The 16,260-nt window shown below is 46.7% G+C and carries 14 protein-coding genes; 3 read left to right on the top strand and 11 right to left on the bottom strand.

The window, feature by feature from the left end; genetic code table 11:
• Positions 1-13: 13 nt before the first annotated feature.
• The 9 genes from K8R76_13250 to alr all read right to left on the bottom strand — a co-directional run bounded on the left by K8R76_13250 (position 14) and on the right by alr (position 7,906).
• A complete protein-coding gene (locus K8R76_13250) occupies positions 14-655 on the bottom strand; it encodes an HAD family phosphatase (protein MCD4849142.1) in 642 nt (213 codons plus the stop codon).
• Between the two features lie 46 nt (positions 656-701).
• The gene (locus tag K8R76_13245) at positions 702-887 is read right to left on the bottom strand and encodes a ferredoxin (GenBank protein MCD4849141.1); all 186 of its coding nucleotides are present in this window, start codon (positions 885-887) and stop codon (positions 702-704) included.
• Between the two features lie 130 nt (positions 888-1,017).
• A complete protein-coding gene (locus K8R76_13240) occupies positions 1,018-2,148 on the bottom strand; it encodes an ATP-binding protein (GenBank protein ID MCD4849140.1) in 1,131 nt (376 codons plus the stop codon).
• Between the two features lie 119 nt (positions 2,149-2,267).
• Positions 2,268-2,774: a 3-isopropylmalate dehydratase gene (locus K8R76_13235; protein ID MCD4849139.1), complete on the bottom strand. Its 507-nt coding sequence runs from the start codon at positions 2,772-2,774 to the stop codon at positions 2,268-2,270.
• 8 nt (positions 2,775-2,782) lie between these two features.
• A complete protein-coding gene (locus tag K8R76_13230) occupies positions 2,783-4,036 on the bottom strand; it encodes a 3-isopropylmalate dehydratase large subunit (GenBank protein MCD4849138.1) in 1,254 nt (417 codons plus the stop codon).
• The gene (locus K8R76_13225) at positions 4,021-4,794 is read right to left on the bottom strand and encodes a metallophosphatase family protein (protein ID MCD4849137.1); all 774 of its coding nucleotides are present in this window, start codon (positions 4,792-4,794) and stop codon (positions 4,021-4,023) included. The genes K8R76_13230 and K8R76_13225 overlap by 16 nt, the downstream gene beginning before the upstream one ends.
• Entirely contained in the window at positions 4,791-5,948 is a 1,158-nt protein-coding gene (locus tag K8R76_13220; GenBank protein ID MCD4849136.1) for a DUF1343 domain-containing protein, read from the bottom strand. Before K8R76_13220 ends, K8R76_13225 begins: the two co-directional genes overlap by 4 nt.
• Before the next feature lie 46 nt (positions 5,949-5,994).
• Positions 5,995-6,759, bottom strand: coding sequence for a 3',5'-cyclic-nucleotide phosphodiesterase (locus tag K8R76_13215; GenBank protein ID MCD4849135.1), 765 nt, complete (start codon positions 6,757-6,759; stop codon positions 5,995-5,997).
• On the bottom strand, positions 6,749-7,906 hold the full coding sequence (gene alr / locus K8R76_13210; GenBank protein MCD4849134.1) for an alanine racemase: 1,158 nt from the start codon (positions 7,904-7,906) through the stop codon (positions 6,749-6,751). Before alr ends, K8R76_13215 begins: the two co-directional genes overlap by 11 nt.
• Before the next feature lie 75 nt (positions 7,907-7,981).
• On the opposite strand from alr, the gene K8R76_13205 reads away from it, so the two are divergent.
• The gene (locus K8R76_13205) at positions 7,982-9,073 is read left to right on the top strand and encodes a DUF362 domain-containing protein (protein ID MCD4849133.1); all 1,092 of its coding nucleotides are present in this window, start codon (positions 7,982-7,984) and stop codon (positions 9,071-9,073) included.
• Positions 9,073-9,921, top strand: coding sequence for a DMT family transporter (locus tag K8R76_13200; protein MCD4849132.1), 849 nt, complete (start codon positions 9,073-9,075; stop codon positions 9,919-9,921). The genes K8R76_13205 and K8R76_13200 overlap by 1 nt, the downstream gene beginning before the upstream one ends.
• A 175-nt stretch (positions 9,922-10,096) precedes the next feature.
• On the opposite strand, the gene K8R76_13195 is transcribed toward K8R76_13200, so the two are convergent.
• Together K8R76_13195 and K8R76_13190 are read right to left on the bottom strand one after the other, a co-directional pair.
• Complete coding sequence (locus K8R76_13195) at positions 10,097-10,474, bottom strand: transposase zinc-binding domain-containing protein (GenBank protein MCD4849131.1); 378 nt, start codon at positions 10,472-10,474, stop codon at positions 10,097-10,099.
• A gap of 174 nt (positions 10,475-10,648) precedes the next feature.
• On the bottom strand, positions 10,649-12,247 hold the full coding sequence (locus tag K8R76_13190; protein MCD4849130.1) for a T9SS type A sorting domain-containing protein: 1,599 nt from the start codon (positions 12,245-12,247) through the stop codon (positions 10,649-10,651).
• Between the two features lie 109 nt (positions 12,248-12,356).
• Between K8R76_13190 and K8R76_13185 the strand changes: the two genes are divergently transcribed.
• Positions 12,357-15,299 carry a hypothetical protein gene (locus tag K8R76_13185; GenBank protein MCD4849129.1) on the top strand — a complete coding sequence of 981 codons (2,943 nt, stop codon included), beginning with the start codon at positions 12,357-12,359 and terminating at the stop codon, positions 15,297-15,299.
• The last annotated feature ends 961 nt before the right edge of the window (positions 15,300-16,260 follow it).

The following is a 16,260-nucleotide window of genomic DNA, read 5'->3' as shown; positions in this document are numbered from 1 at the left end:
TGAAATACTTCTGTCAGAGTTCCTCGATCAGTTCGAGAGTCACATCCTCCAGGGTCGGCAGCACTATGGTAGCCTTCGAGAAATCATTATGCACTGTATATATATTGGGAACAGCGATGCTTTTCATTCCCGCAGCTTCGGCGGCAAGTATCCCTTTTTCAGCATCTTCCAGAACCAGGCAATGCACGGGGAGAGTATTCAGTTCCCGTGCTGCATAAAGGAAGATATCCGGAAACGGCTTCACGCGGGAAACACTCTCCTTCGTCGCAATACATGAGAAGCAGTCAGCAATTCCAAGAGTGCTCAGAACGATTTCGACGCTGTTCCTGTACGAGGAGGTTGCAAGGCCAAGGGTTCTCCTGTTCTTCAGCCGGGACAGCAGAGAGATAGCTCCCGGCATTGGATCGACCGAACTTCTGACCAGATTATCATACCTGGATGTCTTTATTGAACGAATCAGATCAGGGTCGATAGACAGATTATTCTGTGAGGTGAATTCAGCGATACCCATTCCCCGGCGAATCCAGTGGTCTTCGTACTGTTCATCGGATAGTTCGATCCCGAATTCCCCAAGCGTTTCCTGGTATGTTCTTCGATGGAGCTTCTCGGTGTCTGCCAGAAGACCGTCCAGATCAAAAATCACAGTTCTGATCAAGTGTTTCTTCATATATGTAATATCAGCAATTTCACTGAGTTACGACTCATTCGTGTGAAATAGCGCCTACAGGGCATCCGTCTTCAGCGCTTATTGCGTTTTCCTGATACTCGACGGGGACCGGATTAATTTTGACATCAGATTTACCATCGAGAACCTCGAATATTTCTGGACATGTTCCCATACAAGCACCGCATCCGATGCATAATTCCTGATCGACTGTAAAATGCATAATTCTCCCTTTCACTTCATATTAGTAATCACATTTGCTCGGCGTACTGAAAAAGTCCTTCTGCCAGGTAGATATTCCTCATTTCATTCTTATTATCCACTCTCATTCATCAGTTCCTTCAATGAAAGAATCAGGCATCCAGATCGGCAAGCCATTCCGGTAATTTTCTAATTGAAACACCTTCCCGATCCTGCTCCAATCGCAGGTCTCTGACAAGATGAACTCGTTTCACTCCGGGGAGTTTCTCTCCCAGCAACTTCAGACCTGCAGGAGTTGTTGTGCTGGAAATTTTTACCTCTATCAGCACCAAGGGTTCTCCATTGCAGACCAGGGTGAAATCTATTTCATGTTTTTCTTTGGTGCGGATGTAACATAGTTCTACCCTGTCTCCTGATATGTCAGATCTGTAATCTGCGTGTTTTCTCAAGCAGATTGCAGCAGTGTTTTCAACGGTGATCCCTTCATCACCCTGAACATAACCGGAATCATGAAAGTAGATCTTCGGCATCTTTTGAATCGCTCTTGCAATGTTTGCATGATGGGGCCGCACCAGAAAAATAATGTGAAGCGCCTCCAGAATATCCACATACCGCCTGACTGTGTTGGGTGCAACCTGCAGATCTGTGGCAAGGGAAGTACAGGACAAAGGAGAGCCGACCCTTTTCCTGAGAAGCTCCAGCAAAACCCGCATAGTCCGGATTTCCTGAAGCCTGCCGAATTCCAGAACATCCTCCCGGATAAGATCGGTGAAGTACTGTGAACGCCAGCGATTCGCTTCGGTTTCATCCCCACTGAGAAATGGTTCGGGGAAGCCCCCAAACTTTTGCAGGAGCCTGAAAGCCTCTCCTGGCTGATATGTGTTCTTCAGCTCTGCCACTGAAAGAGGCCACAGTCTATGATGAAAGTAACGACCGGCAAGGGACTCACCGGCCTGCCGGAAAGTATCCATCCTGGAACTACCGGTCACAAGCAGGGCACACTCAAGAGGCTTCGTGTCGTACACACCTTTGAGAAACTGCTTCCAGCCGGACATCTTATGAATCTCGTCCAGAATAAGCAGGTCTATGTCCAAAGGCCAGTTCTGAGCAATGATTACACTTGCATCAAGGACATTATCGAAGTTCAGGTAGCAGGAACGCATGAAGTAGTTCTCAGCGATCTGTTTCGAGAGAAAAGTCTTCCCCACCTGCCTGGGCCCGGTAAGAAGAACCATTTTTCTCTTCAGATCAGCGACAATTCTTTCCTCCAGATATCGTTTCATGATGACTATTATGCAAGGCTTTGCGCAAAAGTCAAGACCATTCAGCAAAGTACTGCATGGAAAGAGAGGTTGACTCAGGTAAACATGTACGATTTATTGGAAATCAAAATTGCCTGTAATCACATCTGCTCGGCGTACTGAAAAAGCCCTCCTGCCAGGTAGATATCCTTTGCAACCTTGCTCATGGGGTTTCCCCGGAAACTCTTCTCCCCTTTCGAAAGAACGCCCTTCTCAAGATCAAGCTCGACTTCATCGAACTGCTCGAAGAAACTATCGGGAAGTCCTGGTAGTTCAATGATCGGAAAACCGCTGTTGATCGCATTTCGTTTGTATATCGCTCCAAAAGATCTGGCGATTACGGCCTGAACTCCAAGAGCTGTGAAACAGTCCACCGCGTGCTGTCTGGAACTGCCTGAGCCGAAATTGTCCCCGGTCAGAATGATATCGCCTGGTTTAGCCTTACCGGCAAAATCTTTGTAACCATCAAGATTGCCGAGAGCGAACTGACCCATTTCTTCAATTGCGGTTACAGCAAGGTGAGCATTGTGATAGATCATATCAGTATCAATATCACAGAAGAGGTTTTCTCCGGATTTCAATACCCACAATCTTCCCCTGAGAATCATATCGCGAGTCATGTTCGCACCTCCTTCAGTTCATGCACTGACGCAATTCTTCCAAGCACGGCTGAGGCAACGGCCGTTCCGATACCGGCAAGATAAGTGTTTCCCCTGCCCTGCTTGCCTTTGAAGTTACGATTGGATGTGCTTACCTGAATTTCTCTCTCGCCGGTCATACCGATCTGACCCGATGCGCACCCTCCACAACCCGCGTTACTGATGATTCCCCCAGCGTCGAAAATATCCTTCAGAAGTCCTTCATCAAGCAATCTCGACCACGTTTCTCTCGTTGCGGGAACAACTTTAAGCATGACTCCGGGAGCTACCTTGCGCCCTTTAAGAAGTTCGGAGGCATACTTCAGATCCTGATAGGTTCCGTTGGTGCAACTGCCTATGAATACACCATCGACTTTTACATCACTATGCTCACATACAGGTGAAACATTGGATGGGCTTGGCGGAGCTGCGATCAGGGGCTCAAGCCCGCTGATATCAAGTACGTATTCTTCTGAATATTCCGCGTCGGAATCTGCATAAACTGCTTCTTCCCTTGATATACCGAAAAAAGTTAGTACGTTATCATTTGGTGGAATCATACCGATAATGGCACCCATCTCGGTGGCAAGGCTTGAAAAAGTGATACAGTCTTCCAGTGTAGCTTTCGTAATCCAGGGACCGTAAACCTCAACGGCCTTCCCGAGAAGCTCATGGCTGTTGAATCTCCGGAGCATTGCCAGTGCAACATCCTTTGCCTCTGTACCCTGCGCAGGTATTCCCTCAAGAGTAACTTTCACCGTATGCGGCACCTCGAACCACACATTCCCGGTCTTGAAGGCATAGGCAATATCCACGTCACCCATTCCCTGACCGAACGCACCGACCGAACCCATGATATTAAGGTGGCTGTCCGTTCCGACCGTGGTTGTACCAGGTTTTCCGAATTTGCCTTCTATTACTATATGTGAACCTATTCCGGCATCAACATCGAAAACTTCAAGATCATACTTCCTGGCAAACAATCTGATTCTGTGCTGGTTGTTGGCATAGGGAATTGTATTCGCTGGAACATTACAGTCAAATGTGAAAAATGTCTTCTGTTTATCGTTAATTGGAGAATCACCCCCGTATTTCTCCAGATTTGCAACTACACTCGCTCCGGCAAAATCTCTGGCTGTTCTGTTGTCAATCTTGATCCAAGCGACATCACCTGCTCTGCAATCATCTCCACTGTGAGAGGACATGATTTTCTCAACTATTGTTCTGCCCATTTCTGCCTCCATACTTTTGTATGCCATTCTCCCCTGGGATCTCTGCCAAGGAGAATACACCTGAGAAATATCTCCGGAAGACCTTCCGCTTTGTACTTCGTCACGTATTTCTGAATATTGTAAGGAACGCGGTGCCAGCAGACCGATGTTGTAGTGTTTTCTTCATCTACTTCAATCACAGCCACAGTTGCTTCGCCCGGAATTGTACCACCGCCGACACTGCCTGGATTGACTATCATCCGAGAACCACGCCCTTTGAGAAACATCTCATGAGTATGCCCGAGAACAAGCACATCACAGGAGTTTCTTTTGAAAAGAAGGTCACAAACCTCGTTCGGTATGTTCGCCTGAATGCCACTGGAGATTTTTCCTGGAAGACCATGAACACACAGGATCCTCCTGCTTCCGATCTGATACCTTATTTCAGAGGGTAGCTTTCGAAGGAACTTCCTCTGAGAATCCGTGATATTTTCTTTTGTCCATTGAAGTGTTTTCCGGGCCAGCTGCTCCCAGTGTATGTTGGGGTAATTATCTCCGATATCACTCCTGCCTTTTGCAACCGCCCTGTCGCAGTCGCCCTGAACAACATCCATATCGTGCTGCCTCACGAAATCAATTACTTCTCCGGGATAAGGACCGAACTGAACCAGATCACCAAGGCAGACAACCTGCTCAACTTCTTCAGTCTCAAACAGATCCCAGGAAGCTTCGAGAGCAGGAAGATTACCGTGGATGTCTGACAATATTCCGATTTTCACCTGAGAAATCCCCTATCGTACAGTAAGACCCCTCTGGTCAGTTCCGTGTGACCGGCAGGATCACCCTCTGCAAATTCAATTAGAACACTCTTGTTTCCTGCTTTCACAGCCTCTCTCACTTCCGAACTTCCCGTAAGAATATCTACGGGCATTCTTTCAAATTCATACTCGTATGGCGGAGGATTCCACCGGGTCTGTGAATATCTGAAAGTTTCCAGAAGAATGCCCAGTGCCGTTCTCAATGATCTGAAACAGGATCTGTCGATAATATGGATTTCAGCGCCATAGCACATCACTCCAGTGTGTTTGTTGAATGTGGGCAGAAAGGCATGTGGTCTGAGGACTGCACCCTCCGTCCATATGGTTCCATTCAGCCTGGAACAGAGTTCTTTCCCATTAATCCATGGGGCTCCGAATACGTTGAACGGTCTTGTGGTTCCCCTACCCTCGGAAAGATTTGTCGCTTCCAGCAGACACATTCCTGGATAAACAATGGCAGTATCAGGTGAAGGCATGTTTGGTGAAGGATAAACCCAGGCATATTCATCGGAAATTCCACAGCCGTCCCATCCGGTCATTTCAATAACTGCGGGCACAGGAATTCCGTCAAAACGGGCAAACAATCCTGCGAGTTCTCCAATTGTCAGCGCATGACGAACCGGAATAGGGTAAAGGCCGACAAACGATTCGTACCCCGGCAGCAGTGGTTTTCCCTCAATAATCGAATTTCCAAGAGGATTAGGCCTGTCGAGTACGATTACAGGAATCCCGAGTTCGGAGCATTTCCTCATGCAGTATCCCATTGTGTATACATAGGTGTAATACCTGGCCCCGACATCCTGAAGATCAACTACAAGGCAGTCCAGTCCCTCCAGCATTTCAGACGTGGGTTCACGGGTATTCCCGTAAAGGCTGTGAACCGGGATACCGTAGTCAGGATGAGTGTAACCGTCCCACTCGATCATGTTATCCTGAGTCTCACCATAGAACCCGTGCTGAGGTCCGAATAGCGCGGTAAGTTCTATTCCATCCATCCCGGCAAGCACATCAACTGACAATCTGTACTGTGAATCTACAGCAGCATAATGGGAAAGCAGTCCAATACATCTGCCGGGAAGCATGTCACGCTTTAATCGATCAAGACCGGTTTTCATCAAAGAAGTTCCTTTCGGGTGGATATTCCGAAGATAGATGGTTGAATCAGAATTCCAGTCTGTCGCCCCGGCGGAGTACCACTACTCTGTCGCGGAATCTCCGTGCAAGATCCCGCTCGATCTCATGTCTCAGCCATGGTTTGAGATGAAACGTATACACGGGCACATCAGGCTTGTTCAGTTTCTTCAGTTCGTTCTCCAGAAGAGCTGGTGTAAGGTGATTACTGGCAATAGCTATATCGGTCTGATTGTCCGGAAATGATACTTCCGCAATAACCATTGAAAGATCACCAAGTTCTGCTCCTCTTTTCCAGAGAGTCTCTGTTGGCCCCGTATCACCTGTATGCAGGATGGAACCAGTACTTGATCGGAACAGGAACCCCCTGGCGCCGGCGCTATGGCAAACCGGTTCTGACCAGGCTCTGATTCCCCCTGGAAGCTCAAACCATTCCCTGTCCTTCATCGCTTCATAGACAAGAGCCGGACCACGGGAGGTTTTGATTCTGCTGAAATCCGGCCACAGCAGATCGTTCATATAGTGTTTTTTGACCACATCAAGACATGCCTTGCTTCCCATAACCCTCAGAGGTTCATCTCTGCGAGAAACGGTAGCATCAATCATGAAACCCAGTTCAAGTACATGATCGAGGTGGGCATGGGTAAGAAGAACCATCTCAACATTATCCTGTTGTGTTCCTGAAAGCATGGACGCTGATCCCGCATCAAGCAGGACCGACTCGCCAAGGAGCATCGAACAGAGACAGCATCCATACTGTTTTGACCCATCAACACCTATCACATCAATGTACACTTTCTTTTCCTCTCTTTATCACTCTGGGCATGAACGGACTGATACGGGTAACGATTTCGTAATTTATTGTACCTGCCCATTCGGCCATCATCTCAGCGGAGATAATCTCGTCCCCATCTTTTCCGAGAAGCACAACCTCATCCTCCAGGCGGGAGTGGGGGATATCGGTAAGGTCAACCATTATCAGGTTCATGCACACTCTTCCAAGAAGCGGAGCACGTTTCCCCCTGATCAGCACATGAGCGGAGTTTCCACACCCCCTGTCGTAACCATCCGCGTAACCTACAGGCAACACTCCAAGCCTTGTCTTTCTATTTGTCCTGAATGTGCATCCATACCCTACGAAACTTCCTGATGGAATTGTCTTTATCTGAGCAATTCTCGTTTTCCATGAAAGAACAGGTTTAAGATCAGGTACCTGTCTTCCGGCAGTCTGGGCAGAAAGGAATGTTTCTCTTGAAGGCCATAAGCCGTACAATCCGATTCCAGTTCTCAACATGTTGAAGTGAGTCTCAGGAAATAGTATAGCAGCTGCTGTACACGCAGTATGAATCACTTCAGGATGAACGCCCGAATCTCCGATTAACCTGAGAACTTCTTCGAATCGGTGAAGCTGCACCTCTGCATACTCATGATTCAGAGTATCTTCAATATTGGCAAAATGCGTTGACAGACCTTCTATCTTTATTCCTGGAATTAGAGCCGCACTATTGAGGAATTCCGGCAAATTCTCCGGTAGTATTCCCTGCCTGTTTGTACCGGTTTCTACCTTAATATGAACTCGGGCGGGTTTTTCCGGATTTACTGTCTTCTTAAGCTTTTTAAGCGTTTCGATATTGTAAACTGTAAGACGAAGATCAGCTTCAATTGCTTCAGTAAGTCTATCGAGCAACACATAACCCAGCAGAAGGACGGGACGCTCTATTCCGTAATGTCTGAGTTCGAGCCCTTCATCAAGGGAATTCACGGCAAACCACGCAGCAGAGGGAAGCAGACTTGTAATCTCCCGAACGCCATGTCCGTATGCGTTGGCTTTAATGACAGCACAGACAGGGAAATTCTGTCCGTTCTCCGAACATGCCCTCAGCTGACGCAGATTCCAGTCGGGAGCTGACTCCTCGATCTCGACCCATTTCAGGTATTTCATACCCTAATCTATAAACAGCGTATATTCCGCAAGCAAGGATGATGAATAGATTGAACCCGGTTAAAGGAGGTTAATATGCCTCAGGTTTTTTTCCTGTCAGCTGCAAAGACAGATCTTCCCGGAGCTTTCACAAAGCTGCTTGAGAATCTGGAAACAGCAGCAAAATTGAAAGTAACGGACTTTGTCGCTGTGAAAATTCACCCCGGTGAAGCGGGAAATACATCATATGTGAGCGCGGAAAATGTTAACAAAATCATACACGCTCTTAATTTCCCTGCAGACCGGACATTCCTCACTGACACTACCGTACTTTATCCAGGCCTCCGAATGTCTGCTCCGGATTATATATGTCTTGCTGCGGAACACGGATTCGGCACCCCGGACACACCGCCGTTCATCGTTGCCGACGGCCTGCGCGGGGAGAATGAAACTCTTATTGAAATGCCGGATGAATTCGATTCATCTGCAGCTCATCTCGCCTCGATAATCTGCAGCGCTGATGCCATGATTGTAATCAGCCATTTCAAAGGTCATCTACTTACCGGATTCGGAGGAGCGATAAAGAATCTGGGAATGGGATGCGCTTCCAGAGCCGGAAAACTGTATCAGCATTCTTCAGTAAAGCCGAATATCAAAAGCGACAGTTGTACCGCATGCGGGATATGTTCGGCTAACTGTCCTTCAAATGCTATTACAATCAATGCATTCGCAGTTATCAACACCGAATCCTGCACCGGCTGCGGTGAGTGCCTCGGACGTTGCCCGGAAGGTGCCATCAGGGTCAGCTGGAATCAGGAAATGAATGTCTTCATGAGAAGAATGGTTGAATACGCGTCAGTTGTAGCGAAAACCGCGAATCCTGTTCTGTACGTGAATTTCGTCACAGCAGTGGTTCCGGATTGCGACTGCATGCATGACACACATCCTCCCCTTGTCGATGACATAGGCATCCTGGCTTCCACCGATCCTGTCGCGCTGGATAAGGCTTCGCTGGATCTTGTCACCTCTGCCCCATCAGCCGCGAATTCACCACTTGCGGGGAAAGCTGATACTGGAGATGATAAATTCATGGCGTTCCGTCCTGATATTGATGGTGAGCTTCAACTCAGAATTGCGGAATCATTCGGAATGGGCTCAATGAAATACGAACTGATCAGAATACCCTGATGAACCTGACTTCGGGTATGCGAGCAGCATTCTACATGATAATCGCTACTCTGTTTCTCTCGCTGGTTCCCGTATGTGTGAAGGCCATTCCCACTGAAGCTGGCGTTTCCGTTTCACAGAAGCTCTTCGCGAGAGCATCGATTTCGGCAGTCATCACACTTTTCATACTGCTGTTCAGGAGAATCCCGTTGAAACCGGGAAGTGTCCGCCTGCTGGGAGCAAGGTCGATTTTCGGAATTGCTGGAATGCTTACGTACTTCACTGCTGTTGAAGGTTTACCTCTTGCAGAGGCTGTAACAATTAACAGGCTGAGCCCCTTCTTTGTCCTTATTTTCGCCTGGTGGTTCCTGAAAGAAAGATTGAGAAAAGCACAGATCGTCGCACTTTTTCTTGGACTTGTAGGAGTCGTGGTAATACTTCGACCAGGTGTAATTCCGATTTCTCTTCCGGCAGGTCTTGCCCTTCTCTCAGCAATATTCGCGGGAAGCGCCTATACCGCAATAAGAGCTCTGCGCAAAACAGATAAACCCCTGATAATAGTATTCTGGTTCTCAGTGCTGATGTCGCTGGTCTTTCTGCCGTCTGTTATCCGAAACGGAGTAATACCGGATTCACGATCACTTATTCTCCTGATATGCATTGGTATCTTCGGCGCTTCGGGACAGCTTTTCATGACTTCAGCATACAGATATGCTCCCGGAGGCAAGGTTGCAATATACGGCTACCTCAGCGTGATCTTTTCAATGCTCTGGCAAACAATGTTCTTCAACTCCATACCGAGTTTGGCTGTTTTTGCAGGCGCAGCGCTGATTCTGCTCGGGGGATGGATCAACTACCGAGTCAGGTAACTCAGTTCCATATGTCAAGGGTCATATGTCAAGGGTCATATGTCAAGGGTCAGGTCTTGCATCCATGCATTATTATCATATTATATATAGAAATTCAATGTAATATGTGTATATGGCTTTTAGCCAGAAGATACATTTCTTTATCGAAAGACATCCTTAAAACTAATGGAAAGATTCAGAAGGCAATTGTCATCCTCAAGGTCACATCCATGAACTTGTATCCGGTGACATTGTACATTTGATTGACACCTGCAATCAATAGGACAAAGGATTTCCCACAATCCCATGACCTGCCCGTAAGGCAGCCAATTCGTCCCGATAAACCTCCGATTATTGCCTGAAACCAGCATAACCAGAAGCATGAGGTTCCCGGGAGATCCCGGAAACCGCGATATTTGCAGGAAAAGGCTCTCAGATACTCAGCGCCGCATTCTCTGCACCTGATCCTGGCAAAGCCGAAATGAGGATCACCACATTGCAGATACTTCCCCACTACTTCATCGGTGACGGAACGCCAGAAGCCGTAACGTTTTGAGAAGCGTTCGTCATACACGTTCCTGAATTCCTCGTAATGGATACGATTGCTGACGGAGCGGAGCCTGAGAAATCTTCATGAGGACTAATGCTCGTATGCTATCCTTATATAAGGCTCAATTAATCAATTCCAAATTCAGCAAGTCTGTACTGGTTCTAGTATACGGGAGAGTAAACTGATTCTATATTCTGATTAATTATCCCTGATGATGATACATCTCCTGGAAGTGGCATGTTCGCCTGCTACCAACCTTATCAGGTACATACCTGAGCAGAGATTTGAGCCATCAAAATATTCAGAGTACATACCTGCGGGAACAACCTCATCAACAAGGATTTCAACCAGTCTTCCCGAAAGATCGAACACCGAAAGAACCACATGTGAAGCTTCATCAAGTTGATAACACACAGTACATGATGAGCTGAATGGATTTGGGAAGGATTTTAATACAAGCCCTGTTTCAGTTGGAGAAAATTCTTCCTCCTCAACAGTAAGCCAGTAATTAACTCCTCCTCCTCCGAAGGCTCCCATGTCGTTGCGTGTAGTTCCCATTGCAGGCCAGAGTGCGTAACCCGGATTAAAGGGATCTTCAGGATCGTTGTATTCCCAGGCGGGATTACCTGCGTCTATGCAGGGAGAACCATATGAAAGGTGATAATCACCAAGAGGCCCCGTCTCAAACTGAGGATCGATATCGATGTTGCCAAGACCCCAGTATAGAGTGGAACTAGCATAATTGTAAACAGAATCCTCTCCATACTCAACATCGCAATATTCAATTGAAACATGAGCTTCAGCCATTAGTATCTGTGAGCCAAGTGAGCCTGAATTACCCCAGAGAATGGAGTTATCTATATAAAGAGTATCAGAAGCGGAGGCAATTCCTCCCCCTAAGCCATTTGCTATATTACTCGCTATTGTGTTATTGACAATGTGTAATGTACTACCGGAAGCTTCATAAATACCACCACCGTGACCAGCAGTATTCTCAACAATAAGATTTCCGATAAGTGTTGGTATACCGCTTCCTATGAAAATCCCTCCTCCGTCCCCGCCATCATTTTCGGAAATGTAATTACTGCATAGTAGTACATTTGAACCATCTATACCGATACCACCACCATGATGATCAGAATAATTATCGCTGATATTATTGTTGATAACCATTGCTGTATCACCCCAGATATAAAATCCACCACCATACTGAGCTTCATTGTTCGTAATTGTGCAGTCAATAATACATGGAGGGTCATTCTCATCAGAGCTTCCTATGAAGAGCCCGCCACCATATACCCATGTATTATTATTGTAGACAGTACAGTCTGTCATGAACATGGATGAATTCTCTAAGTATACTCCTGCTCCGGTTTTAGCAAGGCAGTCCTTGATGATATTATTCCGAATTGTCGGAGAAGAGTTTGTGATGTAAAGTCCACCGCCATAATCAACAACTTCTTGTTTTCCCGACGTTGTTCCATCGGAGATCTGGTTCCTTAATGTAAAGCCCTCAAGTACAGCGGTGCTGTCCTCACCTCCTGTGAACATCACGCAGTGGAAGTCCATGAAGGTTCGAATGAGAGTGTTTTCGGGACCAGATGTACTCATCACAACAATGTTCTTCCCCTGGAAGCTGATGGGCCCTCCGTATTCACCGGGGGACACAAGTACTGTATCACCGTCCTGTGAAGCACTGATAGCACTTTGAATGGAAGGATATTCAGAGGGAACGAGGAGAGTGTCTGCAGTAAGCAATGTGCAAAAGGCAATTAGAAGAAATACTGAATTCTTCATGATCAGTATACACTCCGTTCATATACTGAATGTAACTATTTACATTACGAATAACAATGTTGTATTCTTGATATAAAAAGAATATTGGTTAATTAGAAAGGTGTATAAAATGAAAAGCTTCAGACTGCAACTCATGATATTCCTCTTTATCTGCACAACGCTGTTCGCCACTTCATCCGGCGCGACGAATTTCTACGAACGGCACGGCAACAACTTCATTTATCTTGACAGCATGCCTTCGAATCAGTTCGACACACTTACATACGCTCCTGTTATATGGGATATAGGAACTGCTTTTTTCGAGCTTCGCAATTACTATGCAAGCTATGGCTGGGAATCATCCTCCGGGTGTGACAGTTCATACAATGCAATAGACCTGCTTATGAAGGAAGCCTGGGATCATGGAGTGAATTTTGCCAACGCGAGGGGCGAGATATTACGTATGGCCACTCCAACTTTGGACAGTGGTCCGGAGCCCGAGCATTATTTTGTCAATGTCGCAGAGATAGTTCGGGAAGATTCCCTGCATCTTATCGCTGGAGGCTTCAAGACAGATACAACAGTTTTCAGCTATGAGCACAATGACGCTGTCATTAGTTACCTCTCTGAATACATGGATTATGATTATACATTGCCAGATAGCTCCGGAGATTTCATCGGAGTATTTGGGTTTGATGAACCCGATCTCGGATATGAAGGTCCCGGAGAGAATCAGTGTCTGCATGATACAGCATGGTCTAACCTTGTAGAGAATTACGCACAGTTGAGCAGAGATTCAATATCCGGTGATATTCTTCCATTCGGAACATTCGTGTGCAGGTGGAAAACACAGGAAGGAGACAGCCTCTGGTACCGGGAAACTATTCCACTGTTCAGCGGAGAACTTGAGTATCCTGTCTTTGACTATTACCCCTGCAAGTACAGTCCTCCCGATGATCGATCATATCCTGATCAGATCGAATTCGATGAGATAATAGGCGCTACCAATCTTATGCCTTCCGGTTCGATAGATTATGAAGCTTATGCAGACCAGGATGAGATCTTCGCTGTTGACGACAGCGGCTGGTTCCGGGTCTTTGAGTTTGAGAATGTAACCAGTCGTACTGATACCCTTGAGGTAAGCAGGATAGACAGTGTCCTGCTGCCTCAGTCACTGCGGAATAATCCTGTATGGGCAGCAAGTGATTTCAGAGCAGCAGATGTAGGCGATAGGGATTCCCACTCGCATAAGCTGAACGGAGCGGTTGTATTCTTCGATAAGGATGACCCCGGTGAAAACATGGTGATCTTCCACAACGGTACTGATCTGGTTTTCCTCGAAGACATACTGGAAATGCCCGCAAATGCATGGGAAATTACAACTGCCTGTGTTGGAGAGTATAACTATCCGGTGCATCATCCAACGGATTCCTTAAGACGGGGAAGCCTGATCAGTCACGGTGAACTGAGAATTCTTGTCTGCTATCAAATCAGACGAAGCGGACAGTTTTATGACAGAGCCAGGATATTTGCATGGAATTACACCACAGAAGAGTTCAATGATGTTACCGGTGATACCCTGGGCTTGCGGCTTGATATTAAACCAGCCAAAGCCGTATGGGGCGTATTCTGGCCAACGGATAATGGATGGTCGTCTTATAATTCTGACGATCAGAGCGGGTTTATCATGATTGACAGCAGTGGTAACTATCAGTCCATCTATGAATACGTTCCTCAGGGCATAAATGAATCCGAGTGGGCGGTATCCGATGAATTCACAAACCTTTTTGAGTGGGATGAAACATCATTCATAGCCAGACAGACAAAAAGTTTCCCCTGCTTCACCGCAGGCATGGATTACATCTGTCATCTCACGGCAGGTGTCCTGAATAAGGCTGTTCTTGAATTCGCTTCAAACCCTGGAAGAAATCCAAACAGCGCTCTGACCGTTTATGAAAGCTCTCCCTTTGATCTGCCGGAGTCTTACGACTTCTTCGATATAAACGACGCTGCTTCCTTCAGGCCCATGAGATTCTACGATGACGCTCTGCTGGTTTCCTTTGATTATCCTGGTGATAGTTCTGAAGTATATCGAAGTACTGGAAGTATTAACTTCAGAGGAGGGGATGATATCAGTATTAGTATGGATACTGATGCATTTTTTACACGGAAGATCGCATCAGATGAATCACCGCTACTTGCTGCGGCGAGGGTTTACAATGTAAGACAGACGTACAGGGAACCACTTGTTTCTAATCCAGATATTATACCATACTATCCATTCCAATTCACTCTACTCTACAGTGATATCCCAGTTGAAAGTTCATCTGACTTTCTTGCGGAGATGCATGTAGCTATGGATACCATGTTCGTATACGGTATTGACAGCACTTCCAGAAGCAACTGTCTGATGCACAACCTCCGTTGCGAAGGGAGAAGGCAGGATGGTCAGGTTACTTTCTACCCATCATCGGACACTCTTCTCTATCTGATGACCACATCACTGGTACACGGCTCCAGAGGGATTCACATGAGAGCCCTTAATTTTACCATGATGTGCGGCAATGGAGGGAGTTCCGCTCCATCAGGTACATACAGGTGCCCCCCTCTGCTTCTCAACTGGGGACCGAGTGTTGAGACCACTAATCCCGATATGCTTGGAAGACTGCACGATGTCGTTCAGTCGCTCACCGGGAAGAATACATCTAATCCGGATTTCGTATCTGCTCTCATTGATGATAATTACGAGATACTCGATACTGCTGATGTACGAAACGCCATCCAGGATGGAGGCTGGCACCAGGATACTGAAAATGACTATCTCAATTTCATCGCCCTTGAAGATTCAGTATCGGGTGATATACTGTTGCTGGTTGTGAACGATTCAAGTGAAGATGTGTCTGACTTCACATACATTCGTTTCCCGAATCGTTACAAAGATTCGTACACAGCCAACTGGGTTGCGGGATTCAAATGCCTTTATGATCCAGAGGGAGATAGGGTCAGGCTGGTGTTGGATTTCTATACGATGCTTCCGTATACAGCAAGTCTTTACTGGTTTGAGCATAAATGAAATTAGATTGAGTTTATATTCCGACTAATCAACCCTGATGATGATACATCTACTGGAAGCGGCATCACTGAAATGGTCGGAGAATTCAGTAGGATATTGGCACTGATGACTATCGTATTTCAGAAACTTTGCAATCTATAGACTGAGAGTAAGAGCGTTATGTACTTAGATTCGGAAAGTGCCCCCATCGGTGGGGTAGCCCCATGTCGTTTTAATGGTGGGTGGCACTGGCGCCTCGTTTATCTACCTGCACGAACCTAGGGTGGACCGATTATCAAACTGGAATATATACTACCAGTAAGTCTCAGTGATTCAAAGGTTAAGAGGACTTATCGTAACCCTATTATCTATGCGCTGGAACTGGCTGATGAGATGAATCAATAGGACAATGGATTTCCCACAATCCCATGACCTGCCCGTAAGGCAGCCAATTCGTCCCGATAAACCTCCGATTCTTGCCTGAAACCAGCATGCCAGAAGTTTGTGGTTCCCGGGTAATCCCGGAAATTGACCATACGGTGTGAAACACCCGCAGTCAAACATCGTTGCCGGCAGATGTGTACTGGAGACTCGGTATACGGATGTACGTCCCCCGTGAAGCCGAATCGCTGACAACTTACCCAACCTCTATTTCAGGAAACCAGCATAGCTCATCATTCGTGGTTCCCGGGAGATCCCGGAACATCGTCCTGCCATGGAATGTAATCCGCATCGGGTTCACATACCAGTTCCAGAGGCTCTGGCGGGGGCCTTGGGGCTTCCCAGAGATCAAGATGTTTTTGACATAGTCAAGCACTCCATGCAACCGGCAATGATGGTGTCAGGATGCGCCTGATGACAAACGGTTGTTCTATGAAAGAGATGACTTTCATCTTCCCTCCGCACTTAGGGCACTTCAATACATCATATACCGCAATAAGAGCTCTGCGCAAAACAGATAAACCCCTGATAATAGTATTCT

The sequence above is a fragment of the Candidatus Aegiribacteria sp. genome (genome assembly GCA_021108435.1).
Lineage (GTDB): Bacteria > Fermentibacterota > Fermentibacteria > Fermentibacterales > JCC-6 > Aegiribacteria.
The sequence above is the reverse complement of the archived record's forward strand: the minus strand, read 5'-3'. Positions and strand labels throughout refer to the sequence as shown.

Coding starts and splice junctions, on each gene's coding strand:
- K8R76_13235 (MCD4849139.1), bottom strand. CDS start 2,774: ATGATTCTCAGGGGAAGATTGTGGGTATTGAAATCCGGAGAAAACCTC.
- K8R76_13245 (MCD4849141.1), bottom strand. CDS start 887: ATGCATTTTACAGTCGATCAGGAATTATGCATCGGATGCGGTGCTTGT.
- K8R76_13205 (MCD4849133.1), top strand. CDS start 7,982: ATGCCTCAGGTTTTTTTCCTGTCAGCTGCAAAGACAGATCTTCCCGGA.
- K8R76_13220 (MCD4849136.1), bottom strand. CDS start 5,948: ATGAAAACCGGTCTTGATCGATTAAAGCGTGACATGCTTCCCGGCAGA.
- K8R76_13185 (MCD4849129.1), top strand. CDS start 12,357: ATGAAAAGCTTCAGACTGCAACTCATGATATTCCTCTTTATCTGCACA.
- K8R76_13230 (MCD4849138.1), bottom strand. CDS start 4,036: ATGGGCAGAACAATAGTTGAGAAAATCATGTCCTCTCACAGTGGAGAT.
- K8R76_13240 (MCD4849140.1), bottom strand. CDS start 2,148: ATGAAACGATATCTGGAGGAAAGAATTGTCGCTGATCTGAAGAGAAAA.
- K8R76_13190 (MCD4849130.1), bottom strand. CDS start 12,247: ATGAAGAATTCAGTATTTCTTCTAATTGCCTTTTGCACATTGCTTACT.
- alr (MCD4849134.1), bottom strand. CDS start 7,906: ATGAAATACCTGAAATGGGTCGAGATCGAGGAGTCAGCTCCCGACTGG.
- K8R76_13200 (MCD4849132.1), top strand. CDS start 9,073: ATGAACCTGACTTCGGGTATGCGAGCAGCATTCTACATGATAATCGCT.